The 24,080-nt window shown below is 44.8% G+C and carries 21 protein-coding genes and 1 pseudogene; 15 read left to right on the top strand and 7 right to left on the bottom strand.

Annotated elements, in window-relative coordinates:
* The first annotated feature begins 596 nt into the window (after positions 1-596).
* From ACJBF3_RS23895 to ACJBF3_RS23875, 5 genes are all read left to right on the top strand, one after another.
* A complete protein-coding gene (locus tag ACJBF3_RS23895) occupies positions 597-1,397 on the top strand; it encodes a hypothetical protein (RefSeq protein ID WP_000004208.1) in 801 nt (266 codons plus the stop codon).
* Position 1,398: 1 nt separating this feature from the next.
* Positions 1,399-1,911 (top strand): hypothetical protein, encoded by a 513-nt coding sequence (locus tag ACJBF3_RS23890; RefSeq protein WP_001140952.1) that lies wholly within the window; start codon positions 1,399-1,401, stop codon positions 1,909-1,911.
* A gap of 591 nt (positions 1,912-2,502) precedes the next feature.
* Positions 2,503-3,549 carry a thioredoxin family protein gene (locus ACJBF3_RS23885; protein WP_000196727.1) on the top strand — a complete coding sequence of 349 codons (1,047 nt, stop codon included), beginning with the start codon at positions 2,503-2,505 and terminating at the stop codon, positions 3,547-3,549.
* Positions 3,539-4,954 (top strand): IncHI-type conjugal transfer protein TrhH, encoded by a 1,416-nt coding sequence (trhH, locus tag ACJBF3_RS23880; RefSeq protein WP_001257292.1) that lies wholly within the window; start codon positions 3,539-3,541, stop codon positions 4,952-4,954. The genes ACJBF3_RS23885 and trhH overlap by 11 nt, the downstream gene beginning before the upstream one ends.
* Positions 4,955-4,962: 8 nt before the next feature.
* A complete protein-coding gene (locus ACJBF3_RS23875; RefSeq protein ID WP_094166804.1) occupies positions 4,963-8,913 on the top strand; it encodes a conjugal transfer protein TraG N-terminal domain-containing protein in 3,951 nt (1,316 codons plus the stop codon).
* Between the two features lie 122 nt (positions 8,914-9,035).
* Here ACJBF3_RS23875 and ACJBF3_RS23870 read toward each other — a convergent pair whose 3' ends face one another.
* The 4 genes from ACJBF3_RS23870 to ACJBF3_RS23855 all read right to left on the bottom strand — a co-directional run bounded on the left by ACJBF3_RS23870 (position 9,036) and on the right by ACJBF3_RS23855 (position 11,916).
* Positions 9,036-9,542: a YrhA family protein gene (locus tag ACJBF3_RS23870; RefSeq protein WP_000654195.1), complete on the bottom strand. Its 507-nt coding sequence runs from the start codon at positions 9,540-9,542 to the stop codon at positions 9,036-9,038.
* 9 nt (positions 9,543-9,551) lie between these two features.
* The gene (locus ACJBF3_RS23865; RefSeq protein ID WP_000902297.1) at positions 9,552-10,613 is read right to left on the bottom strand and encodes an HNH endonuclease signature motif containing protein; all 1,062 of its coding nucleotides are present in this window, start codon (positions 10,611-10,613) and stop codon (positions 9,552-9,554) included.
* Positions 10,614-10,736: 123 nt separating this feature from the next.
* Positions 10,737-11,294 (bottom strand): HAD domain-containing protein, encoded by a 558-nt coding sequence (locus tag ACJBF3_RS23860; RefSeq protein WP_001371950.1) that lies wholly within the window; start codon positions 11,292-11,294, stop codon positions 10,737-10,739.
* Between the two features lie 82 nt (positions 11,295-11,376).
* A complete protein-coding gene (locus ACJBF3_RS23855; RefSeq protein WP_000494968.1) occupies positions 11,377-11,916 on the bottom strand; it encodes a lytic transglycosylase domain-containing protein in 540 nt (179 codons plus the stop codon).
* A 147-nt stretch (positions 11,917-12,063) separates the two neighbouring features.
* Here ACJBF3_RS23855 and ACJBF3_RS23850 point away from each other — a divergent pair, with 147 nt between their 5' ends.
* The 3 genes from ACJBF3_RS23850 to ACJBF3_RS23840 all read left to right on the top strand — a co-directional run bounded on the left by ACJBF3_RS23850 (position 12,064) and on the right by ACJBF3_RS23840 (position 13,686).
* Positions 12,064-12,813, top strand: a complete 750-nt coding sequence (locus tag ACJBF3_RS23850; RefSeq protein WP_000720274.1) for a thioredoxin fold domain-containing protein — start codon at positions 12,064-12,066, stop codon at positions 12,811-12,813.
* A gap of 24 nt (positions 12,814-12,837) precedes the next feature.
* Entirely contained in the window at positions 12,838-13,230 is a 393-nt protein-coding gene (locus ACJBF3_RS23845) for a hypothetical protein (protein ID WP_000843243.1), read from the top strand.
* A 195-nt stretch (positions 13,231-13,425) separates the two neighbouring features.
* Positions 13,426-13,686: a hypothetical protein gene (locus ACJBF3_RS23840; RefSeq protein ID WP_001439466.1), complete on the top strand. Its 261-nt coding sequence runs from the start codon at positions 13,426-13,428 to the stop codon at positions 13,684-13,686.
* Positions 13,687-13,745: 59 nt separating this feature from the next.
* Here ACJBF3_RS23840 and ACJBF3_RS23835 read toward each other — a convergent pair whose 3' ends face one another.
* On the bottom strand, positions 13,746-14,201 hold the full coding sequence (locus ACJBF3_RS23835) for a hypothetical protein (protein WP_223230168.1): 456 nt from the start codon (positions 14,199-14,201) through the stop codon (positions 13,746-13,748).
* 262 nt (positions 14,202-14,463) lie between these two features.
* Between ACJBF3_RS23835 and ACJBF3_RS23830 the strand changes: the two genes are divergently transcribed.
* Complete coding sequence (locus ACJBF3_RS23830) at positions 14,464-15,273, top strand: DsbA family protein (RefSeq protein WP_000031378.1); 810 nt, start codon at positions 14,464-14,466, stop codon at positions 15,271-15,273.
* A 45-nt stretch (positions 15,274-15,318) separates the two neighbouring features.
* Here the strand turns inward: ACJBF3_RS23830 and umuC are convergent, their stop codons facing one another.
* Both umuC and umuD read right to left on the bottom strand, forming a co-directional pair.
* Positions 15,319-16,572 carry a translesion error-prone DNA polymerase V subunit UmuC gene (gene umuC / locus ACJBF3_RS23825; protein ID WP_001371894.1) on the bottom strand — a complete coding sequence of 418 codons (1,254 nt, stop codon included), beginning with the start codon at positions 16,570-16,572 and terminating at the stop codon, positions 15,319-15,321.
* Positions 16,562-16,996 (bottom strand): translesion error-prone DNA polymerase V autoproteolytic subunit, encoded by a 435-nt coding sequence (umuD, locus tag ACJBF3_RS23820; RefSeq protein WP_000111290.1) that lies wholly within the window; start codon positions 16,994-16,996, stop codon positions 16,562-16,564. Before umuD ends, umuC begins: the two co-directional genes overlap by 11 nt.
* 193 nt (positions 16,997-17,189) lie before the next feature.
* Between umuD and ACJBF3_RS23815 the strand changes: the two genes are divergently transcribed.
* From ACJBF3_RS23815 to ACJBF3_RS23790, 6 genes and pseudogenes are all read left to right on the top strand, one after another.
* The gene (locus tag ACJBF3_RS23815; RefSeq protein ID WP_000926374.1) at positions 17,190-17,798 is read left to right on the top strand and encodes a hypothetical protein; all 609 of its coding nucleotides are present in this window, start codon (positions 17,190-17,192) and stop codon (positions 17,796-17,798) included.
* A 153-nt stretch (positions 17,799-17,951) separates the two neighbouring features.
* Positions 17,952-18,305, top strand: a complete 354-nt coding sequence (locus ACJBF3_RS23810; protein ID WP_000769182.1) for a hypothetical protein — start codon at positions 17,952-17,954, stop codon at positions 18,303-18,305.
* Positions 18,306-18,527: 222 nt separating this feature from the next.
* Positions 18,528-21,863, top strand: a complete 3,336-nt coding sequence (locus ACJBF3_RS23805; protein ID WP_000502666.1) for a hypothetical protein — start codon at positions 18,528-18,530, stop codon at positions 21,861-21,863.
* A 564-nt stretch (positions 21,864-22,427) separates the two neighbouring features.
* On the top strand, positions 22,428-22,943 hold the full coding sequence (locus ACJBF3_RS23800; protein ID WP_000228894.1) for a hypothetical protein: 516 nt from the start codon (positions 22,428-22,430) through the stop codon (positions 22,941-22,943).
* Positions 22,944-23,027: 84 nt separating this feature from the next.
* Positions 23,028-23,519 (top strand): hypothetical protein, encoded by a 492-nt coding sequence (locus ACJBF3_RS23795; RefSeq protein ID WP_000636790.1) that lies wholly within the window; start codon positions 23,028-23,030, stop codon positions 23,517-23,519.
* A gap of 442 nt (positions 23,520-23,961) precedes the next feature.
* Positions 23,962-24,080, top strand: a pseudogene (locus ACJBF3_RS23790) (IS5/IS1182 family transposase); the annotation flags it as partial.

The following is a 24,080-nucleotide window of genomic DNA, read 5'->3' as shown; positions in this document are numbered from 1 at the left end:
CCTCACTTCCATCGCTACCCCCTAAAGTTACTTTTGACAGAATGACCATTGTGGATTATTGCTTTTGATAATGTGCATTGCTCTATTAAAGTTATACATATATCTAGTGCCACTTTTCCAAAAAAAATGACCCTATGGAACTTTGTCCATAGTGACACTTTTATAAAAAGTGACCCTATGACGACATTACATAGGGTCACTTTTCAAACATAAGTGACCCTATGTGAGGCATTCATAGGGTCACTTTTCTTTGTTTAGTGATCCTATGTAAGCATGAGGTTGATGAAAAGTAAAAATGTCAGTTTATGACGGTCAGTGAAAGACGTCGTTATTCTAATCCAACGTTGGGAGGGGCTGGATTTAGGTTTTTTTTTAATCGCTTCACATTTCGTTAGCATGCGCAGGAATTTTTGATAAAATTCTGGTTAGTTTGGTTAAAAAGTGTTACAAGTAAGCGGTGTGGTTGAAGGGATAGATTTAAGGCTTATTCAAGCCTTAAGAAAATACTAAAAGTTACTTTTCACCCTACCGAACACCTAACAAAAAATCCATGTTGAAGATTTGAACAATTGTAATGGCGCAAGGACAATCAGCACATGTCAGAATCTGATAATTTAACTCGTAGCTTACTCGGTAAACTTTTCCGCACTGAGATTTCGCTTATTCGTAGTTACCGTGCATTTTTAATGTTATTGCCTGTGCATGGATCTTCTGCATATCAAACTGGGACTCCTCTTCTCCAGCGTCGCCTATTTGGGAAAGGATTTAGTACAGCCGCTGATTTAGCTTTTGAAGTGGAAACACGTCCAGGTAGTTTTTTGGTTCCGCGTACACTCGGAAAGGAAATTACATGGGAGAGGTTTTTTTCTGCGGTCTTGGACGGTGATTCCAATGTAATTCGTGAATATGATACAAATGATATTGACTATGGTATTTACGATGCCGGTGAAAAAGTGACTTTTCTGAATGGTACAGTGGATATCTATAATCCCAAGAAGATTCATGAGTTGCGTTCTAAATGTGTTGATATACAGAATGACTACTTTATGCAGGTGTTCTTTATCTCAATGCTCGCACCAGAGTTTGTAAGTATTTTCTTTGGTTTAAAACCAACTACAGCTGATGCTATTAAAGACATTGGTTATTCATCGTTAAAAACAATTAACGATGTCGTTCTTTTCCCACGTACAATTGCTTTCTCACAAGGGCATATTGAAGAGAGTGTTTCACTTAAAACGAAAGTTTTTGCCTGGGCTTATGAATTGTCTGCTGACATCCGGTTAGGAAAAGTTAGTGATGATTTGATGGAACTATTACGTTATGACACTATGTTCACCAGTCACCGTCAGGATGTGTTCAACACTTTAACAAATAAAGTTATGTTAAAGGATTATTGATATGGCAAAGGTCGATCAAACAAAAGCTAATGCTCTATTGCGAGCAGCAAGAACTATGTCGCTTGGGGCAAATAAAAATACAATACGAATTTTGTACGGTAATCATGTTGCTGAAAATATCGATTTTGAGCCTGGTGCAAAAACAAAACTCAAAAAAGGTATCCGGGGCTGGAGCAAACGCACAGATAACCGCCGAGCCTTTTCTGCTGTTATTGATGTCGCAGTTAACTATTTTGGTTTTGATCCAATAAATCCGGAAGCGAGTTTTCGGCAAATTGACTTCAACCGAATAATGAGTGTCCTTCATAATCTGGGATACTTTGTATGCGCACCGGAAGTTAATAAAATAATAGAAATCCTTACTTCTATGAAAGAAATTGAAGAACTAGGTGCCTGCGAAAAATGTAAACGCCCATACATTGTGCCAGTGACAAATGATGCTCATTGTCCACGTTGCAGATTATCTTCAACTGCTTCAGCCATAGAGAGGTATTCTCAAGAAGAATTAGATTAAATTTAAAAAAGATATCGCGAAACTTGCCTTGTCTGAATCTAAATATTGACTTAAGTCAAATTCTGTTGTTTGCTTTACAATCAAATATTAGTTACAACTTAAATATCAACTCTTGACAAGTAAAGATATAATTTGATTTTTCTTTATTCAGTTTTTCTTCGTTCCAAAAATGTGCACCTTTTTTTCTGTTGAAAACGTAAAACTACTTAGGTTCTCAAAACCTTCTATGCATGACGACTTCTTAATCGCTTTCAATTAATATATTTTATATTCTTGTCTAAGTTCGCTTCTTTGATCCTTAGCTATTCCTTTTTTGAAATATAGAAACAGCATTACTTGTGATGATTTTTTTCAGCTCTAAATACACCTGTTTTCAAAGCAATATTTGCTTTTAGATATTCGATAAAACCATGTTTTTGTTACACCGGATTTTTGACAACGTGCAAGATGGATGATCTTTCCATCACCGAGACTATCTTCTTAGTCAGCACTCCTTTTCCGTCCTTTTCAACATAAAAACGACCATGCTATACGAGCTCTAACCTTTTTTTTGTATGCCATCATAACCGCATCAGAAAAGGAGAACGGTCTATGACTCGTATTGCATTAGCGCCTTCAAAGATGGTTTTGCTTATGTCTTTGGTAATTACTGGTGCCCACGCCAGCCCTGAGCAACCCCTAATAAAAGATACGCCCTTTGTATCTGGCCAGGCTTATAAGAAGGGTTTCTTCTGGTATGACGATCCTGCTAAAAAAAGCGAAGCTGAAGAAGAAGAGGTTTTGCCACCAACCGGTGCTGCTAGCTCGCCTTCAAAAGAGGAAATGGTAGATTTAAATTCAAAATGGCTAAAAGAGAATATGCCTCGACTGTTAACGCAGGCAATGGATAACCCTACCGCAGAAAATCTATCACGTTATTACACGGCGCAAAGGTTAATGCTGGATATCAGTACGCGTTTTTCTGACAAATCAAAAGATTATTTTCTTAAAAACCCGATGATGTCTGAAAAACGCAGGCAACCAGTGGAAAAGGTGGCACTGGATGCTCACCGCACTGTTGTTGAAAAAAATCAGCAAACGGTAATGAAAGATATCTTTACTAAGTCAGGTTTATTTTTCTTTTTCCAGAGTACTTGCCAGTTTTGCCACGAAGAAAGCCAAATACTTCAATTTATGCAGAACTATTATTCGGTAGATATTCTTCCAATCAGTATGGATGGAAGGCCATTGCATAATGGCCTTTTTCAGGATTTTAACATCCCCAACGCACAAATTATTGATCAATTTAAAATTCGAGAGGTACCTACAATTTTCCTGGTTTCAAAGGATGGGACATCAGCTCAGCGCATTAGTGAAGGCATGATCTCCGCTGATGAATTAAAGAACACTATTATACTTGCCGCGAAGGGCATGAATCTGATCGATGACGCTTCGTTCCAGTCAACTCTAGATATTAAAAGGCAATATACCATCGGCGATGATGGCGTTATTACCGTTAATAAATCCGAAATGGAATCAGACCCATTCCTACTTCAAAAAATAATGGACCAAAAACTCGAAGGCTATGACATGCCTACGGCCGATCCGGTCAATTATCTCAATGCTGGCGGCAGTTTTGGAGGCACTTATGCGCAGTAATGCCGTTTTCAACTTCAAAAAGTTACTTTTGTCTCTTTCTGTTTGTGCTGCAATTTTAGCCCCGACTGCAAATGCAGACAACGCAATGCGTAACATTTTCAATGGCATGATGACGTCTACCAGCCCGGCCACCTTTTCCACAGCAACCCGTACAGGCATAGTTGGCGGGTCAATGTCTTACCGAACAACAAACGTTAATACCAACCTTGTTTCCATGTCGTTTCCAAAAGCTTCTGTCGGTTGTAACGGTATTGACGTTTTTCTTGGGTCCTTCAGCATGATCAACGGGGACCAGCTTGTGCAGGTGGCCCGTGGTATTGCCCAGGGTGCGGCTATCTATGCTTTTAACGTTGCTGTTTCAGCTATTTGTGCTGACTGTGCTGCAACGATTAATGACATCCAAAACAAACTGCAAGCGCTAAATAAATTTGCGAAAGATTCATGCAATGCAACTTACTCTTTCCTTTCTGAAAACGTGGGTACGCCAAGCCAGTTCGCTAACTCAGTTAGCTCTGGACCAGCCTCAATTCTGGGATCGATTAATGGTCTTATTCCTGATTTTGGCTCATCGATGACAAAGTCACCTGAAGCTGTCACTTCTCAGGTTAAAGCAAAGGATCCCGAAGAGTTCGCTGAAAAATTCAGTGGTAACCTCTTCTATATGTCGTTCATGGATATTGATAAGGGAACGATGAACATCGGAGGGGTAACGGAGTTATCCGGTTATAAACTGGCAGAACAACTTATGTCTCTCGTAGGTACTGTCATTATCAACTGGGATAGCAAAGGCGAAAAAGCGGGAATGGAAGTCCGCCCGTCTACCATGACTGTCACGGATTACATCATGGGGCCACCAGCTGGCGGATCAATTAAAATGCTCAAGTGTTCTCCGGCACCAGATCCATCATCCCCACGAAAGGCTCAGTGCCTTGTCATGTCAGAAGTTAATGACGGTGGTTTTAAGGGATTGAAGGATACCATTTCTGATCTTCTTTTAAACGTACAGAAAAAAATCATCAACGACGTTCGTGTTTCAGATGATGAATTACGCATTATCTCCTATATCGGCATCCCGACCATTATCGACTCTTTGCAAACATTCGAAGCACCGGAAGGGTACGCATACATTCAGGACATCAGCACTATTGCTGCGACGAGCCTCGTAATCAACATGTTGCGCCAGGTTGAGGCCAAAATTTCAACCATGAGCATACCGAGTGAGTCGCTGTCGGGTAAAAGGGATGATCTCAACCGATTAACAGACAATCTCTCAAAACAGGTTAAAGCCGCCTATGAGCTATCGCACAGCCAGGTCGGTACCAGCTCGGACGTCATTTCAACCTGGGATAACCGTCGCCTGCAACGGAAGGCTTTCACTGAAAGTATTCGTGGCACACGTAACTGAGGTCTGACATGGATTACAACATATATACCCTGGGTGATATTGATTTTGTCTGGTCGGCTTTTACCGGTATTGCCCTGATCTTTTCTCAATATACTGGTGTAAAAGAGTTCCTGACCACGGCCGCCGTTGTAGCAGGTGTGAGCCTATTCTATAAAACGTGGCTATGGCTTCAGGCTCCGACCAAAAATGAATTACCGTTTTTCTCCTGGTTTTTGGGGTTGATCCTTTTCATGATGGCAATGGTTCGAGTGGATGTAACTATTGAATCTGTAAAGTCGGGAGAGGTCAGAAACGTCGACGGAATTCCAATTTTTATTGCTGCGATGGCAACCGTCACCACTAACTTAAGCCAGGGTTTGCTGAAGGATTATAAAACAGCGTTTGATCCGCTTTCTCCGGTGGACCTGTCTGCAACAACTCTGGACGATGACATCACCCTCGGTCCGATGATCCGATTCGTGAAGTTTTTGCAATGGGGCGGCGATAGCCTGGGCTACTGTTCCGCATTTCCTGAACCGGCCAGCGGGCTAGGGCCAATGAACGTATGTGCTACCGTTCAGTCTCTTGCATACAACTGCCTGAAGGCTACCCAAAACTCAAGCGCAAATATTGCCGGTAAAGAAACTATTTTTAACGATATTTTCTCAGCTAATCTGGCAGATAGCATGGACCGGATTAATCAGGCGATGAAAGGCGCACTGAAGAATGCCTCTGCCAGTATTGTTGGCGCTAACGGTTCAAAATCTGGTACGTGTGATGAGGTCTGGTCAACTGTGAAACAGGTTACCAGTACAGCTGAAGCTCGCCAGACTATTTCCCTTATAGGACAGACAAACGGCATCCTTACTCCAGACGAAGCAAATGGTGCACCTACCGGCGCAAGCTTTACTGATGTTATGGCGTCAGCAAATGGTATGTACGGTAAGGCTATTGGTTCGTATGACGCCACCCTGAACCTGTTCATTATGAATGAGCTCAGAAATGGCGCAAGCAAATATAAGACCCCACTCGGTCTGGCTTCCGATATGCAGTTGTTTGAGGCTTCTCTGAAGCGAACCAACACAATGGCTTCACAGGGCCAGTTGTGGTTACAACTGTCGGGAGCAGCAATCGCATTCCTTGAAATGTTTGCTTATATGGTTGCTCCATTTGCTTTGCTTATGCTGCTGGCGTTAGGTGGTAATGGTGTTGCCGCTGCGGCGAAATATTTGCAACTTATCCTCTTCGTGAATATGTGGCCGCTTACGGCAGTAATGGTCAACGCGTATGTGAAGAAAGTCGCGACGGCCGACTTGGATACCTGGAGCACCCTCAACAGCCAGAATAATGCCGTCACGTGGATGGGACTCCCAGGGCTTGCGGAAACATACAGTTCATACCTGTCTGTTGCTTCCGCCCTCTATGCTCTGATTCCGGTACTCACATTATTCCTGATGACACAGTCGATTCACCCGATGATGAATGCGGTTAAGGGAGTGACCCCCGATGCGCCGGTGGATACTGGTCATGTAACGCCCAAAGTATGGGATGGCCCTAACAGCGGTAAATCTTCATTTGGTGACGTGACACGAACCGCCTTAACCAGTACCGGTCAGGGATACAGCGATGGCGGCGCAGTTGATTCAAGTAATTTCCGTCTTGGAATGTGGAATGCTGGTTCAAGTATCGCTAACAGCCAGGGACAAGGATCAGCTGTAACCTCATCAGTTATGAGTGCGGCAAGTAATTCATTCCAGGCTGGTTACAGTCAGATGAGCGAAATTGGAAGGTCAGGACAGTCGAGCCAGCAGTTCTCAACCAACCTGCAAACAATGAAGCAGATCTCGGATAAGATTGGTGCCTCTGTAGCAGAAGGTATTGCAACGAAACATGGGGTGAGTGCGTCTCAGATGGCCAGCATTGCTTCAAATGTTATTCTCAACGCTGGGCTTAATGGAGGTGTTGGAACTGGCAATGGAGCCGGGCTGAAAGCGGCTGTAGCAGGGCAATTGAGTAGCGGTGCATCTAAGACCAATACAGGCAGTGACTCGCTTTCAAATGACCTTTCAAAAGCAATCACGAATCAGCTTAGCCAGGATTCTGCGTTAACTGACCAGTTCAGTAAAGCGGCGTCTCAGGTAAGCAGCGATCAGATATCCAATACTAATGCGTTTAAAGAAGCATCGTCGAAAATGAACCAGGCGACACAGACGATGGCGCAAAATATTTCTACATCGGTTTCGACTAACGCAAGCTCCAATAGTGGAATGAGCCTTGATTCTAAACAAAGCATTAACCTGGACAGGTTCTCCGATTCTATTCGCAACAAAAACTTCAGTGATGATGATGTAAGGAATTTTGCTCGTAAGAATGGGCTGGATGAGAATGCGTTTATGGAGAAATTCAACTCCTATAACGATACCTTCAAGGCCAGTAATCAGCTTGGATCGCAGCTTCAACGTACTGACGCGCTTGTGGCTGCAACCCGAGATTTCAGTGAGCAAAAAATTGCGATTGATACCGCCCGGGGAGAGACGGCCGAAAGTAATAAACAGGATCTCCGTGAAACCTCCAGCCTGCTTAAAAGTCTGGTTTCCGACTTCGGTGGTAATGCACAGCAGCTGCTACCTATCACCAATCAGCTCGACAGAATTTCAGGTGACGGGTCAGGAATTAATACTATCACTCAGGCACAGGATAGAACTCCTGACAGCGTAAATACGTCTGGCGTGATGAGTGCGTCACGCGTAGGGGAACTGGGTGGAAGTGTAGATTCGCAGGCTAAACTCGGTCTTTCCTCCAACGCTCAGGACGCGACACAGCATGTCCCTGGAAAAAGTGAAGCTGGCTTTACTCCGTATAACCTTGATAACGCGGGCAAAGGCGATATTCAGGGAATACATAACAACAACGTGGGCCGCACTTATTCTGATGAAGAAAGGAATGTGCTTAATTCTCTCGAAAAGAATGGACCTGTACTGAATAATCAGGGTGTAGAGAAAGTCGTCAATTCGGGTCAGGATGTCAGAAATGCAGAAGGCACATTTAACGATCTGGAAAAGGTTGGAGGTCGGGTGGTTGGTGATGGAATGGATCAACGAGCCACTGCTTTGAACAGTATGTATCAGAGCGGGCAAGTTCGTGGCTTATCTAATAACACTGATAACTACTTTAGTCGTGTTGCCAACAACCCGAACTTAAGCCGGGACGATAAGCGAGCTGAATTGGCACAGCAAGCTGTCTTTACCTATGGTGCCAGCACCATGGCTACCGGTGCCGAAAGAGAGCAGCTCAAAGCGGATACCCAGAAGATCCTTAATGAACTGGGTAACTATAACGTTAACTGGAGTATGAATGACGTTAAGAGCATCCATAGCAGTTTCAACACTCATAACAGAGCTGATGGTTCACTTGAGTCAGTCGTACGGGCAAACCTGGGAGAAGGTGGGTCGGGCGGTGGTCTCGTTGGTAACCGCACTCAGACCGTCACAGATCGCTTGGTTGGGGAAAAGATAGAGGCCAACACTGAGCGGGGCGCGATTTCTGGTGCGCTACTCGGGGGCCAGCAATTTGTTTCGGATACGCTAACCAGCGTTGGGGCGAAACCGGTAAATGAGATGCTTACGGGAGCGGGCATCCTTCAAACCCAGACATCGATAGCAAATGATGCCTCTAACCCTGCAAATATGCCTGATTCTCTCCAGGGTAAAGTCCTTAATCACATGCAGATGTCTGATGGCGTCGCAGCTGTAAGTGACCGGTATCAGAGTATTAGCAGCGACGGCGTTTCGACTTATGCGAATGCAGCGCAGAACTCTGAAAGGGCTATCCGGCAGCAATTGACGGATGACCCACGCTTTGGGCCTCAGAAAGCAGATGAATTCATTCAGTACATGAAGTCAGAGCTGAGCAACACAAATGAGCCTTACCAGTCACGTGTCGATAAAGCGGATCAGTGGCTTAATGAAAATAAAAAATAAGGGAGGTTGAATATAACCTCCTGAAATGACTATCAATAGATTGTAAATTACTGCTAAACAATTAAGGCCGCAAAGTATGTGTTTGCGGCCTTTTTTTCAGAAGTACCGCTCTTGCGGAACATTCAACTGACGGTTTGAATCAGTGAAGACAAAAATCTATCAAACTCTGTATGAGATTCAATAACATAATCAGTAGATGCTTTGTCTCTTATCTGAAAGCAGTCGTCTGCAAAACTATAAGCGAAAAGTGACATGCCATCTTCTCCGATTAACACCTTATCAGTGAGATTTGGGTCAACGTAGATTTCATTGTCTCGTGCTTCAAAGTTGCGTATGTAAATATTTGACCACAATAGATTTTCGTTCTCTGCCTGAACAAGGTTATAAAACGTAAGTCCGTTGTACTCAAAACCATCCATAGCATTAAACACTTGGGCATAATCAAGCCTGGTTTTAATGAGTTTCTGTATATCTATATAGGCGCTCTTTTTGTGATCTGCCCACTCCACTGGAGGCGGATTGCAGATTAAGTCTTTCAAGACTTCCGGGGCTACCGGGCTGGCTAAAGGGTAGTGATCTGCAACCATCAACCTCTTTAAGCTGCTGAGTAGTTGAGTTAAATCTTTCATGAGCGCCTCTTACTTTCCTACCGGGTAGATAACACCGTTCGGCGATGGCCATAGAACTTTGGTGCTTGAATTATACGGTAGATCCTTCGTAATGATGGATTGTGCTTTCGACAGTGCTGAATGGTATGGTGAATTCTGAATAAGTACCAGGTTGTCTATAGCGTTTGTGCCACCATCATCAAGAGGGATCTTGTGGTGAACCTGCCACCCAGAGGGGACCTTGCCTGTTGCAAGTTTCATCAAATCGTTAGGTTCAAACGTAGCCAGGGCATCTGGGTGGTCTGAAAGTGATTTAAGGAAGTTAGGGCGTACAGTATTGTTGAATTGTCCACGGAGAGCTAAATATTCAGCTCTGTCTCGGCGCATGTAGTTCAATTCGCTAACATTCATATCATCGAGCAAAACGTGTGCTTTTTTGTACTTGCCGAGATAACTTGTCAATTCATCCGCAGACCTTGGATTTCGGATAACCAGAAGTGAAGCCGCTGCAACCAGCATACCTGAAGTTGTTTCGTTCAATACCTGGTCATAGCCTTCAACAGCTTCGCCGCCAAGTTGTTCAGCCGTATGTCGAAATCCCTCCACATTTCCATTATAAAGCCCGCCAGCTGCGAGAAGACGACCAGCCGCTTTGGAATTAATGGTTTTTGTTGATTGGGCGTGCTGTGCTGGTGTCGTTGATCGAACGTAATACCCCGGGCGTTTCAACTGACGAGAGATGATATCGCGCAGACGGGTAAAGAGGGACAGGGGCAGGTCATTGCGTAGGTTGCCATTTGATATAACCCCCGGCCCGGCATTGCCGGTTATGTCTTTTCTAAGCAGAACGATCTTACCGTATCTGATGTCGTCAAGCGTATCGCGGTAAGCGAGCCAGGGGCGTTGATGGTGGAACTGGTGATACCGGCTGACAAACTGTGTATATCCCTGCGGTAAATTCCATTCCTGAATAATCCGGTTTGGCAGGGCGGTATCTTCGAGGTCATGTACCGCCGTGGCCGGATGTATGATGTGGGGAATATCCTCAAGGTATATGTCATCCAGTGACTTAGCCTGACAGTGATGCAGCATAATGTCCCTTTCTTGTCGAATTCATATGAGACATTATTGCGTATGGTATAAAACAATCAATCCTAAAGTGGATGGGCGTACGAGATCAGCAGTGACAGGGTAAAAGGAAAGTTACTTTGTTCATCAGCGTCCCATGAGCTGATGGTACCTTGCGTTAAGAGCTGCAAGGTCAGATTCGGTGAGGCCCGTGTAATAATCGGTTTTGTGCAAATGCGGATAACCGGCCGGAAATAATGATTCGTCGTCATCAAGGCAGATAAATGCTTTAACTCGATGTGAAAAGACAAAGTCCTCACACTCGGCAGCCCGCACACCAGTCTGTCCGTGTTTTAAATATACCGAACCGGTTGCACCTATGATTTTGTCTCTATAAGGCACCCGGAACAGAGATTTCAGATAACTTGTATTAGCGCACTCACGCCATGAGCTGGAGATAACAATCACCATGGCAGGGCAGTTATCCAGCAATTTCTCTAACAGTGGCATTCGCTCAAAGGTTTCATTTTTACACCTGTGGCAAACCCCATCGAAATCTAAGAAAAGCACGACATGCGAATCAGGGAGAGGGGCCCATAAACCAGCTGTTGTTTCTTCATGAACACATACTTCTTCATGATGAGGGTTTTTCTGGATCAAGAAAGAAGAGAGAATCTTAAATAAATTTCTTGCAGAAGAAGACAATATATTACTCCTGAGTCAGTGTGAAATATTTGTGGTGGTTTACCCAAGCCACTCGATGATCTTCTGTAATATCGGGTTGTATTTATTTAACAACAGGAGTCGGGTTTTGCTCCGGGACATTTTTAGCTATATGGCCATTGTATCGAGGAGGTTGCTGGGTCCATTGATAAAGCTCACCCATCCCGTTACGCTGCTGGATCCGGCGATTGTACTTTACCATGAAGTTAAATATGTACTTTGCACGTACCTTTGGGGTTTTGCTGTTGTAATCTGCAATCCCTTCAAACACATTGCCCTTGCGATCAACAATTTTTCTATAGAGCCACCATGTTCCAACCCAGAAACTTGCGCAAGCATCGTAAGCCAGAACCCGCCACGTTACCGTCGGGAAATGCTTTTTTATTTCAGGTAGATTGGATGAGTTGATCTGCATTGGGCCAATATCATAAGTGCCGTTAGTATTCCTGCTGAAAGTACCAACCTTACCGCCTTCATTGTCAAACAACGTAAAAACCAGTTCAGCATCAATTCCGAAGTAGCGGGCGGCATCCGTAATGCACTGAGTGTAAATCTCATCAGGAACGGGAATAGGTTTCACATCATCTGCTGGTGGTGTAAACACAACGATTTCTCCACTGAATCTACGTTTTATCTATTCTCCCATATATCTATCGACTTTCTTTCGGCTTTACCCGTTGATTTAAGCGTTTAAGCAAAATTCTGGAATTTTGGGGCGTGATAATATTAGTGCTCGATTTAAGGAGCGGAAATGAAAAAAATTATTAAGGCATCGGTATTACTTCTTTCATTAAGTACCGCCTTCACGATGAATGCCGAGCCGGTTAATACAATGGTACTGCCAGATGCAGCCCGGGATAAGCTCAAAGCCATTGGGCTTTCAATCGAGCACGTCGAACCCTCGCCAGTAAAAGATATTTTTACGGTGATTTCCAGGGAGGGGGTAAGTTACGTGAGCAAAGACGGAGATTACATTTTTACCGGAAGCTTATTCCACGTGAAAGGTAAAGATGTGGTAAACACCACTGAGCAGGCCATTTTAATGGGCGTCCGGGAATTCGCATCCAAAACAAAATCCATCGACTACAAATCACCAAACGAAAAATACCGGCTTGCTATCTTTACCGATATAACCTGTGGATACTGCCAAAAACTGCATCATGATCTGAAGTCTTATCTTGATGCCGGTATTTCGATTAAGTTTCTTGCATTCCCACGTGCAGGACTGAACTCGGTAGTAGCCGGGAACATGGCCAAAATCTGGTGTTCAGCAAAGCCAAACGAAGCTCTGGATGCAGCGATGAATCCGGTTTCAACTATCCCGGAAGGACGTCCTGATGAGGCTTGCTTAAACATTATCAAATCGCATTTCCAGGTGGCCTCAACAATCCCGCTGCAAGGTACTCCTACCATGGTGACACTAAGCGGCAAACCGCAGTTATTTACGGGGTGGCTGAGCCCGGAAAACCTGGTGACCCAAATGGGCGCTGCGCAAAAGTAACTTTTCCGACTGTAAGAGGTGTGTATGAAATCTACTTTACTGAGTACGTTAATGCTGGTTGCTGTAGGTGTACAGCCCGTTTTCGCTGCACAATGTCAGTACGGAGCCTGTGGAACGGAAAACGATCCCGGAATCGGATTTCTGATGTCATCGGTACAAATGGATAAAGGTGAACATCTAAAGGAACTCTCTGGTGTTGCGACCACAGGTGACACCATCTCTAAAAAGATGGAAAGCTACCTGGGAAATAAAAAGCTCAAGGTAAACACCGACAGTACCCGCAAGGGGCCGGGTAATACCACCATCAGGCCTACAGATGAGCTCGCCCCAACGAGGCAACTAAAAGTTATCCGGCCCGAACTGGTAAAAAATCCCGATTCGCAGCTCGTGGTAGCTTTCAATGAGCGCCTGGCCTGATTTATTGACTGAGAGCGTCCAGAAGGAAAAAAGATGTCGATACTCAGTAGCTTCGTCATCAGAGCAACGGGGATACCTGACAAAAAGTATCTCCGGGATCCCGTAATAAAACGTTGTTATAAACGTCTGAGTCGTAGGGTGCCTGCTCTAATGACGGGGTGGCTTCTGTGCATTCTGGGTTCAGGGTATGTCAGTATGGCACTGGAACAGCCTGATAGCACTGTATTACTCAGTCTGCTGCTGTTGTATGTTATGTCAGGCATTTTACTGATGCAGTTCCAGTATATGTATTCAGAGCGAAGCATAGGCTACAAGTTCTACCTGGAAGTGCTTATGAATGCAGCTGCCAGTACTCAACATAAAGAACAGTTACAGTATCTGTTCATTAATAAGCCCAATTCCATCACGATGGGCGATCTTTACCGACTTTATGATTTTAATGGGGGAGGGCGATAGCCACGTTAATGTGCGTGTCCAAAAGTCACTTTTGAACATTCTCTTCCCGCCGTCTGCTTTCAGTTCCAGGGGATCACTGCAACATAATTTCCGGAACGCAGCGGCGCATCAAATTTATCAGTAAAGGCGTCGATCATTGCTGAATAAGCAATGCTGTCTGACGGCACAGGTGCATTGCTTTGCATACTCACTTTCAGAACCTGCTTTGCTCCTTTCGCTGACGGGTATACCTCGACATCCAGCTGTCGCATATAGTGCATCTGCGACATCGTCTCAGTGCCTATTACCCCATCGACTGGCTTGTAGTCATAGTCAGTATGCAATTCGCCATGCTTGTCAGTTCTCGTTGTCTTTTTATCTACAACGTAGCCTGTCACCCCAGTAAGAAGCTGCTCGCTATACTGCATGTTCTCCTGTGAGCTGCTGATTCGGAACCTGAGCACATAATCTGGCTGGTGAGTGGAAATAATGACTCCTTTTTTTGCTAATCCATCAGCAAAACGGCCTGAAAACATTCTGGACTGAATACTTTCGTCCGGAGGGACTATCTGAAACCTTTTATTTGTAACAGGACGAGGCATTAGATCGTACGCATCTACCTGGTTTGCGAAATGATATCCGCATCCACTCAAAAGCATTGCGGTTGTGAGTATAAAGCCCTGCCTAATCATCCTTTAATCTCCAAAAAGCATTGTTTCACGAATAATTCCGATTTACCGGGCCAGTATAATCCATCGCAGGTTAATAACTAACAGGCTGAAAAGCATAAAGGTAGCTATGTCTAAAGAATTTTATTTAAAACCGATGGCCACGATTTTAATTTCTGCGGTTATTGCTACCGCTGCCTCGGCGTTAATCACGGCAACTTATTTTAAACCGAAGGTGCTCAGTGAGGAAGAAATTGGCAAAATTGCCGCTACTTACCTGGTAAAAAATCCCCATTATTTAGTGGAAGCAGGTAAGGCGCTGGAAAATCAGAACGTGAGTGCCTCAGTGGAACGAATAATTCCATATGCGCCAGCTCTGCTGGATACCAAGGAGACGCCAAACATCGGCCCTGATGACGCCGACGTCGCGGTAATCGAGTTCTTCGACTATCAGTGTATTTACTGCATGCGGGTTACACCTGTTGTTGAATCGGTAATGAATCAGAGCAAAGATGTAAAATTCTTCTTTAAAGAATTCCCGATTTTTGCCGGTTCAAAACCTGTATCTGCCATGGGGGCCGCTACGGGTCTGCACGTCTATCAGAATTTCGGTGCTGAAGCCTATCGTAAGTACCACAACAACCTGATGGCTGTGGCTCATACCTTCATGACCTCTCAACGCAAATTCGAACTCACTGACTTTAATACTGTGGTGGAAAAGTCAGGGTTTAACAGCACGTTTTCTGACAGGGAAAAAAACCGGTATGAAAACGTGATCTCCGGCAATATGCAGCTGGGCGAAGCGCTCGGGATCACCGGCACACCCGGTTTCATCATTATGAATATGAAAAAGCCGAATGCGGCGACTACCACATTTATCCCCGGGGCTATGGACGCAGCAACTTTGCAGGGCGCAATCGAAAAAGCTCGCGGGGCCTAAAGTTACTTTCACATTTGATGAGTACGGCCATGCCGGTCATGGCCGCTACGCTTTTACAACGAGTAATTCATCCCAGCGGGTCGTATATCTCGGTGATAGCATGGCCTGCTTCATACGAAAATCCTGTTGAATGCCTTCCCCCAGTAAAAACAGAGCTCCGCGCTTTTCTTTATTGAACCGGTCCATAACTTTCATCAGTGCCTGACTGCCAGGCCTGGCCGGGCGAGTATCAAACAGGCTGAGTTGCTCTGTGCCGTCAGTCATAGCGGAGAGCATTACCCCTGCTTTCGCATACGCTATCCCGGGTCTGTAAATGCGGTTCAGGATGGTCATGGCTGCATCAACCAGATCGCGGGTGTCCTGTGTAGCGGTAAGCGGCTCGATACCACAATTGCTGTAGCGGTTTTCACCTTGCGCATAATTGCTACTCTGAATGAAGACTGTGATTTGACGGGTCCACGAGCCATCCTTGCGCAGCTGCTCTGCCGCCCGGGCGGTAAAAAATGAAACTGCCTCATGTAGCTTGCCTATCTCATTAAGGCGCTGACCAAAACTTCTGGAAACGATAATCTGTTGCCTGACAGGAGGAGACTCGTGCAGCCGGAAACATGGTTCGCCATGCAGTTCCCGCCAGGTACGCTCGATTTCAACGCCAAAGCTTTTACGTAAAAAGCGAACGTCGCTATTATAAAAATCACCGGCAGTGATGATCCCGAAAGCCGACAGGCGTTCACTAATCTTTCGACCAATACCCCATATTTCTCTGGTACTGATCAGGCTCAGGAGCTTCCTGATCCTGGCCTGATCAGTCAAAACTACAACCCCGCCTGTAGCTGCCCATCGTTTGCTCGCATAGGTGCATAATTTAGCGAGGGTTTTGGTGCTTGAACAACCCACACCACAGGTAAGGGACAGATTATGAAGAAGTGTACTTCTGATCAACCGGCCGTAATCTTCATAATCTATTATCTTGTTCATGTTTTTCAATAACATGAAATTTTCATCTATGCTATATCGACTCGATTGAGGCGCGAAGCTTTCCAGCGTTTCATGGAAGCGATTTGAGTAGTCTTCATACAAAGTAAAGTTAGAGCTCCTGACTTCGATCCGGTGTTGCTGAATCAAATCCCTGCACTTAAAAATTGGGGTCCCACGCTTAATACCAACGCTTTTAGCCAGTTTATTCATTGCAATGACGGACGAATCGTTATTGCTGGCTATGATGAGCGGCTTTTTTGACAGCTTGGGATCCATCGCACACTCAAATGCCGCATAGGCTCCGTTAATATCAACGTGCATGTACATGGCTGAACTGATTCAGTGCAAAGGTGACGACGCCCCATATCTCAAGGGATTCAGGATTTACACGTATCGGCTTATAGGCTGGATTAGAAGGCATCAAAAGCAGCTCAGGATACGTGTGTAAGATCTTTACCGTAAACTCTCCATCCACCAGCGCAACGACGATAGAGCCGTGTCGTGCTGTTAAAGACCGATCCACAACCAGTATTGCTCCATCATTGATACCGGCATTGATCATACTGAGGCCCGCCGCCCTGACAAAGAAGGTTGAGGGGCGGTTGCGGACTACATATTCATGCAAATTTAATTCATTATCTTCATGCCCGGCGCACGGACTCATCACTCCACAGCTTAGTAAATCACTGAAAAAAGGTGCCATTTCGTAAGGCTTGTTGCTAATGTGCTCAAGGATAACAGACATAGCTACACTCGAATTCTTGTACTGTATGTATAAACAGTATTGCGAGTTGAAGAGAAAAGATCAAATCTCTCCGGTAACGCTATCAAGCCTGACGAAAAATTAAGCTTTATCATAAACATCAAAAACCATCTTTTACCGATAATGGCGAGCTGGCCTACGAAGAAGGTATACAAGCTAGGATGAAAGGATTCTGATGCTCCTCCCACCAAATTTTTTATCTCCTGAAGACCAGGCTGAGTACGATGCTTATATGGCAAGGTTCAGCGAGGTAAATCACTATTATGAGCATTGCACTGTCCCCGTGATTGACTGGTTTTTTAAACAAGCAACCGAGGCGCTGCATCATGGTCTATGGTTACCGGCCTGTACGAGCTTTCTGAATGGGATCGAAACATCACTCAGGGTTACGCTGAAGTTGAAATCAACTGTTAACGTTCAGCAGTCAGTTCCTGTACTGGTGGACTTAGATGGTACGTCAGTAATGAGTAACGCTTTAATGCGAAAGGCTAAGCAGGAAGGGATGCCGATAGAATTACTGTCATTTCCAGCCGAGAAGAATATGTTGGCAAAGATAGACGCTGGTAAAAAACCTGAAGCAGATATCGTCAGGCTTAGAAATAGTCTATGCCATGGCAACATTCTGGAGTTCATTATGAGTGTTAAAGTCGGTTCTCCAGATCCCATACGAATTTTTACTCCTGGTAACTGCTGTGGTTTAGCGCTTTTACTTTCGGCCTTATCGAAGAAATGGACGGTAGGCTTGCATCAATACTGGATCGACAACAATCTGACGTCCTGCTGAAACCTCATAAATCATGCCTACTAAAGTCACGTGCAAAAAAACGTTGTAGCATGATATGTTTAAAGTCAAAACAGTGGGTTCTATGTTTTGACGGCAAACATGATATAACTAATACTTCATAAGTAGATATCAATAGTCATAATGGAGTGAACTATGAAATTAAAAAATATTCTGCTGTGTGCGATGATGTCAGTCGCTTTTGGCTCCTCTGCTAATACTACACATAAAGTTGAAAACGAACCTATCCCAAACATTATTCTTGATGGTAAGGTTGATGATATTTGTAAAGATGCAAGCATCCGAACTGAACTTAATCATGATAAAGCAAAGGAACTGGTAACCACCAACCTGAAGCAGGCATTACCATTAAATACGGTACCGGATAAGTTGGATGAAGTTGCAGAAGCCTTTGTAAACCGCGACAAAGGCGCTTCAGAAACAGCAGACCATTGCCTTGTTAATGTACGTAATAAATACTGGGAAATGTATCCCTCTGAAGATAAGTAGCATTTATTATTAAAGGCTTCACTTAAGAAGCCTTTTTTAACCCTTTGCGAAACCTGCTTTAAAAGCAATGCGCTATTCATATCTAAGAATCTATTTAATTAATGAATAATAGTGGACGGATTCATTTCTAGTGAATGCCGAAGTTGGTGTTTTTTGAGTTATTAGACGGTAAGTGCAATCTGGTATGATTCACCTAACATACGAATCTGGAAGGAAAGGTATATGGGTGACCTGGTCAGCAAAAATAACATTGACCGTTTAGAGCGATTTCATTCTTTGCTGGCGGGTCAGTACTGGACGTCCACTGACAGCATCCCTGAAGAGGGTATTGTGGCAGGGGATACGCTGCTCATTACGTCTTTGCGTTACGTTGAAGATAAGCTGCACACAGTGATTCTACGCGCCCATCCCCGCGTTTACGGTCAGACTGTAGCTATTGTCACTGAAGACAGCAGCGGCAACCGTAGGGAACGTGGCAAAGAAATGCGAGAGCATCGCTTCCTGGTTAAGGATTTTCTGTCCAGTTTTGTATTTGAACCCGACCATAAGGTAATCCGGGATGCTGAACTCAGACAAGCTCAGGAAGAAGTGAATAGCCTACAGGCATCGCTTACAGCCCTCGTGAGCGATGCTCAGGGGCTCCGTGACCTTGCGATTGAGCAATTAGGTACAGATGACCGTGAAAACCCTGTGACGGGCCTTAGCGTTGCGTTAGTGCCCCCACAAGAGCAGCAGGCGGTAACCTCACTGGCGATTGGATCAGTTCAAAATGCTCTGTCCTCTGGTATTTCAGATACCCGCATTGAACAAATCAGAGAAGCGGCCTTAAAAGAAGGGCAGATCAGCACAGCCATCAGCAAAATCATCACACAACGAACGCAGGCAATCGCTAATGCCAGCAAAAGAATGCTGCCCTATTTCGAGGAAGTTGCAGCGGCAAGTCTGGCCACTACAGAAGAAGCCATGGAATATGTGAAGAAAATCCACGATGGCGTTGGCAGTCTGGAACTGTATACCGGCAAAGACGTTGAGGTAGTGAATATCGTGAAGGGTGAATCCGCTCCATCACACCTCCCGCTCCAGGTCGTTCAGGCAAAGCTGATGGTGGATGAAGAGCTGGCCGTATGGTGCGATCTCGATAGCTGGTTCGACTTCTCTGATATGGAAAAATTTCATGAAACTTTACGAACCAGCCCCGGGCTGGTGGAGCAGATTTTTCCGTCCGAACGTTCCATCGTATGTATGGCCACAACACGACGTTATATCGATTACCGCGATCCCTGGGAAAATCATGTCCGCAATGACAGGAACCGGGTTGTATTCCTTCTGGTCCGGGACGGTCAAAATATTCATCAGGTTTACTCTTCGGTAGAAAGCCATCTTGGGGCTTCGCAGCTATTCCCTTCCGCCAGCGAACAGGAAGCACATTTCCAGGGGATTGATGGCAGCACCATAAAGTTTGAGGACGTCAGTTATACCGACCGACTGAAGCAGCATGATCTTATGGCACTTCACTACCGTCGTTTCCTGATCCTTATCTGCGGCCTCGATCACCGGCTCAAACTATTTGGTGATTTCTATGATACCAATACCCCTTACAGTTTTCTGAGCCTTGAGTTCCAGGAACGGTACTTCCAATTTCTGCACGACAAAGACGGTTCTGGCCTTTTGGGTATGGCTGAGACACGGCCGTCTCTGCAAAGTTATCTTGAACAGGCAAACTCATGCCTTCAGTCCGGATCCCGGGTAATGTGCAACTGGGATTCGTTGATGAACCCAGTGACAGCACCAGGAGCAGTTCAGGAAGACAACAGCTACTCTGGCTATAAATGGCTTGGGAGAACCCATAAAAACTATGAGCCGGTTATTGCATTCCGTCAGGGAGACGATATCTGTGTCAACGCAACAGTAAACAGATACTCAACGGATCGAGATTTCAATTGTAAGGTGAATTTGTCTTTATTTAAGGAGTCCAGCAGGAATGATGCTGAACTGGGTTTCCTGTGCATGGATACCATTAAAGCGGAGGAGCTCGAATGGTACATTCACAGACGTAAATTCAGGTCTAATCACCTGTTTTACATTCGCTTCTTCAAGATGGCTTTAAATTATATTCGTGCCGAGCGTGAGGCAGAAGAACCTTACCGGCAGATGCTGAGCCAGGCTCTGGCCGATGGAAATATTGGCCAGCCTAATCTGAGATCAGAGTTGATAGATCGATGCATTGTAGCCTGGCGAGCTGATAACAGGGGGGCGACGCTGGAAGCTGCCATGAGTACAGAGAAGGGCTCCAAAGAGCTCCTGAACCAGCTCTATATGCTCGCTGATGTGGGGCTCAAACATCTTCCCGGGGTTCGTAATTTTATTAGCAGCAAAGGCTATGAGCTGGTCAGGTTATCGGTAAATGCTTCAGGGAAACTTGTTGCATATGCCGCACCAGCAAATTTTGAATGCGACAACCGGATGGAAGGGCATGCCTGGGTTCATCGAATGGTACTTGCTACATCCCGAAATGTCTTAAACGTCACTCATCAACGTTTTGCGAAAATGAAACACTTCTTACCAGCTGAAAACACCCTGTTCGAAGATGAACAGCTGGTGGCCACATGGTCGGGCAAAAAGACTGCTTTCAAAAGCTTCGAAGAGAAGCAGCGTTATTTTGATACATGCTCCCGTGGCGCTCAGGCTCTTAAGCAGTTTTTAAAGCTGAACGATCCGGTGATTTACACCAATCTGCTTGGCCAGTGGATTGAGGCCTATGAAAGTATCAATGAAACCAGTGAGTACGTACAGCAAGTAAGCCTAATGGCTCCTGTTGCGGTCAAGAGCGAAAAAGGTAAAGCCAGCCTCATCTATATTGGCACTAAAGACCTGGCCGACTGGTTTTATCAGAAAGCGCCGACACCCGAGTTGCAGGCGCTGTTCCTTGAGGAATACCTGTCCAAATTTGAAAATAAAGAGGTCAATAAAGAAAAGCTACTTTCACGCAGAAATACCGCTCTGTCTCTCAGTTTTTACACCATGGACAACGGGGAAGTACCAGATGAAATCCTCGTCACCAAATCAGTTGATAATGCCAGACGGTGGTATTCAGGAATGTTCACAAGCATGCCAACGATGTTAAATGACCAGTGGTCCTGCCATGTTGCGCATTTTTCCCGTAACGGAAAACTCTATTTGACGCCTGATCTGGTCACTGATGAAGGGGAACCTGGTTTTGATGAAATACTCGGGTATCCGCGCCCGGAGGGGCTGGTACCGGTAACCGTGTGTGAGTTTGAAATTGACCACTTTAACCGACGTGGCATTGATGCGAATGGTGATAAGGTGAATATTACACAGTGGGTCGATATTTATCAGGGTGAGCGTGAGGTTACGGAACTGCTGGGGCCTATTTCTGAAGAAGGGGTGAACATCAAAACCTACAGGATGGACACTCTTGAGCAGGCGATGAAAAACATCTCCCGGGGCTCGACGCGCCTCAGACCGTCAACGGAGAATAGCGAGTGGCAACAGCCAGCAGAAGGTGTGAGCCGCTATGTACTTCGGTCATGGTAAAACGCGGGGGCAGGTGCCATCAAAACATCAAACAAAAAGCCATTACAGGCTCAAAGACCCCTTATCGCTCAAATTTGAAAGAGATAAGGCTTTATGATGGCAACGAGGATTATCACCCATCTCGCCGGAGTAACTGGCATAAAAATTGTTTAATCTTTATGCCAGCGCTTCGGCATTTGCTGGCAAGGAGACAGTGTTGAAAGACCATATCGTACCCCCACGAAAAACTAGCGCGAGTTTATCTTATCAACTCAAACGTATTGGGCGCATGCTCCTTCTTTTACTGAGCTTGGCTTTTATAGTTTACGGATTCGTACTGGCTTTCCATCCGCCGCTAACAACCTGGCTACTTCAACCCGGTGGACACTTTGCCCCAGATGACCGATTCATACTGGTTAGTGTTAAGGTTCAGTTTACAACCGGAATAATGGGGCTAATTGTTTGGCGCTTATGGTAAAAGTGGCAAGCAATGATGGGAGAAGGATAACGTTGCTCAGCTCAATCCGGTTTACTGATTGCTTAAATAGAAGGCAGTCATGCCTACATCAGAAAGGAGAAGCATAGATGGTAGAAGCACGTTATCAAGGCAAGCCTGTTAGCAGTCTTCCTGAAGAAGCTTTTGCTGAAGGGTTATCGCGATCCGGTTTAAGCCCCGTTCTGCTACTGGCATCCCCGACCACAGTACCCGTTACCACGGATGAGCGCTGGTGGCTCGCAAAGGAAAACGTGTCAGGACATTACGGCAGGATTTTTTATGCTGCGGTGCGGGAGTTGGTCATAAGGTCGGATATCATCTCAGTAGTGAGAAGTATTGCAGATGAGAATTTCACGTCCGAACATATGGGGTACTTCGAGCGACTTACCTCTGATGAAAAAGAAGTCGTGTTTAGTGATTACCTGCGCACTCTCGCTGAAGGCGGTCTTACCTGCACTGAGAAGAATCTCGTCAAACTGACGCAAGATTTATACCCGATTGATGCAACTCCTGACAACATTAGAAAGCTATCCACGGACAGGGATGCACTGAACGAACTACACATCGATGGTATGGTACTTTTTATTACCGGCCCTGCGCTTTGATTATGGAGATAATACATGCGGTGTTATCCCTGTTAAGGGTTAAGGTAACATTCTTCTAGAATTACAGAAAAATAGAGGTCTAACATGATAGTAAATAAAAACAGGTTTATGCATAAAAACGGGAAAAGGTTTAAGTCCATCGGAAGGTATTTAAGATTTTGGCAAGCAGTAGCGTCCTCTGGTTTACCCATGGACATGGTAATACGGGAAAAACCATATCAACTTATGGTCGCTTTGATTGCTTTATATACGGCCATCCCTGTTGTTACAATAGTAATTTTATCTGGTCAGCAATCGCATAAGTTGGAACTAATTGCTGTGCATTTCAGTACAATTATCACGATGGTGTTTGTTTTGCGTCGAAAGATGGGGAAACGTTGGCTGGATTTATTTGAAGAAAAATTAGCCATTTATAAACCTAATGATAAACTCGCGCTTAGCGAATTACACGAAAGCATACGTGAGAAAAATGGGCTAGACTTGCAGGATTTACAAGATTGGTACTGGAAAGAGAAGATGACATATGAGTATCACAAAGAACGTAAAACAACTATAAGCTATCAAAAATTCAAGTAGCGTTTTAAAATGACAGGGGAGGGCTATTGTGATTTATTAAGTCGGCAAGGTTATTAGGTAGGGGTGTTCAATATGATAAATTCTTCGAGTGAGGTTATTTCAAGAGTTGTTCTGGGCCTTTGAGATAGCTAATTATCATTACAGACTTTATCGAAAGGTATGAATTATGAACATTACCGACAAAGAACTTAGCTCAAATACAGTGAGACAGTATGGATGGAACTTAGGAGAGTTCAATCACTCAACGCCTTTTACATCTCATTTTATTTATATCACCGACTATCATAAAGATAATACATGGATGATTTCACTTTCGCAGGAGGATTTTAATACAACCAAAATTTTAACATCGTTAAGTCTAGGGAAGGTGCGAACAAGTTCCTGATATGAGATCATCATATTCATCCGGAGCGCATCCCAGAGGGACATCATGAGCCATTAACTCACCTTCGCCGATAGTGAATTCAGCACTAAGCGCCGTCAGACCCGAAAAGAGATTTTCCTCTCCCGCATGGAGCAGATTCTGCCATGGCAGAATATGACCGCTGTCATCGAGCCGTT

It is taken from the genome of Enterobacter sp. PP-008-ECC_S150 (genome assembly GCF_045257065.1).
Taxonomy (GTDB): Bacteria; Pseudomonadota; Gammaproteobacteria; order Enterobacterales; family Enterobacteriaceae; genus Enterobacter; species Enterobacter chengduensis.
Note: the sequence above shows the minus strand (reverse complement) of the source record. Positions and strands in the feature narration are given on the sequence as shown.

Bases quoted from the DNA above. Each gene is read 5' to 3' on its own strand.
- ACJBF3_RS23895 (WP_000004208.1), top strand. From the start codon at position 597: ATGTCAGAATCTGATAATTTAACTCGTAGCTTACTCGGTAAACTTTTC.
- ACJBF3_RS23890 (WP_001140952.1), top strand. From the start codon at position 1,399: ATGGCAAAGGTCGATCAAACAAAAGCTAATGCTCTATTGCGAGCAGCA.
- ACJBF3_RS23885 (WP_000196727.1), top strand. From the start codon at position 2,503: ATGACTCGTATTGCATTAGCGCCTTCAAAGATGGTTTTGCTTATGTCT.
- trhH (WP_001257292.1), top strand. From the start codon at position 3,539: ATGCGCAGTAATGCCGTTTTCAACTTCAAAAAGTTACTTTTGTCTCTT.
- ACJBF3_RS23875 (WP_094166804.1), top strand. From the start codon at position 4,963: ATGGATTACAACATATATACCCTGGGTGATATTGATTTTGTCTGGTCG.
- ACJBF3_RS23870 (WP_000654195.1), bottom strand. From the start codon at position 9,542: ATGAAAGATTTAACTCAACTACTCAGCAGCTTAAAGAGGTTGATGGTT.
- ACJBF3_RS23865 (WP_000902297.1), bottom strand. From the start codon at position 10,613: ATGCTGCATCACTGTCAGGCTAAGTCACTGGATGACATATACCTTGAG.
- ACJBF3_RS23850 (WP_000720274.1), top strand. From the start codon at position 12,064: ATGAAAAAAATTATTAAGGCATCGGTATTACTTCTTTCATTAAGTACC.
- ACJBF3_RS23845 (WP_000843243.1), top strand. From the start codon at position 12,838: ATGAAATCTACTTTACTGAGTACGTTAATGCTGGTTGCTGTAGGTGTA.
- ACJBF3_RS23840 (WP_001439466.1), top strand. From the start codon at position 13,426: ATGGCACTGGAACAGCCTGATAGCACTGTATTACTCAGTCTGCTGCTG.
- ACJBF3_RS23835 (WP_223230168.1), bottom strand. From the start codon at position 14,201: ATGTTTTCAGGCCGTTTTGCTGATGGATTAGCAAAAAAAGGAGTCATT.
- ACJBF3_RS23830 (WP_000031378.1), top strand. From the start codon at position 14,464: ATGTCTAAAGAATTTTATTTAAAACCGATGGCCACGATTTTAATTTCT.
- umuC (WP_001371894.1), bottom strand. From the start codon at position 16,572: ATGCACGTTGATATTAACGGAGCCTATGCGGCATTTGAGTGTGCGATG.
- umuD (WP_000111290.1), bottom strand. From the start codon at position 16,996: ATGTCTGTTATCCTTGAGCACATTAGCAACAAGCCTTACGAAATGGCA.
- ACJBF3_RS23815 (WP_000926374.1), top strand. From the start codon at position 17,190: ATGCTCCTCCCACCAAATTTTTTATCTCCTGAAGACCAGGCTGAGTAC.
- ACJBF3_RS23810 (WP_000769182.1), top strand. From the start codon at position 17,952: ATGAAATTAAAAAATATTCTGCTGTGTGCGATGATGTCAGTCGCTTTT.
- ACJBF3_RS23805 (WP_000502666.1), top strand. From the start codon at position 18,528: ATGGGTGACCTGGTCAGCAAAAATAACATTGACCGTTTAGAGCGATTT.
- ACJBF3_RS23800 (WP_000228894.1), top strand. From the start codon at position 22,428: ATGGTAGAAGCACGTTATCAAGGCAAGCCTGTTAGCAGTCTTCCTGAA.
- ACJBF3_RS23795 (WP_000636790.1), top strand. From the start codon at position 23,028: ATGATAGTAAATAAAAACAGGTTTATGCATAAAAACGGGAAAAGGTTT.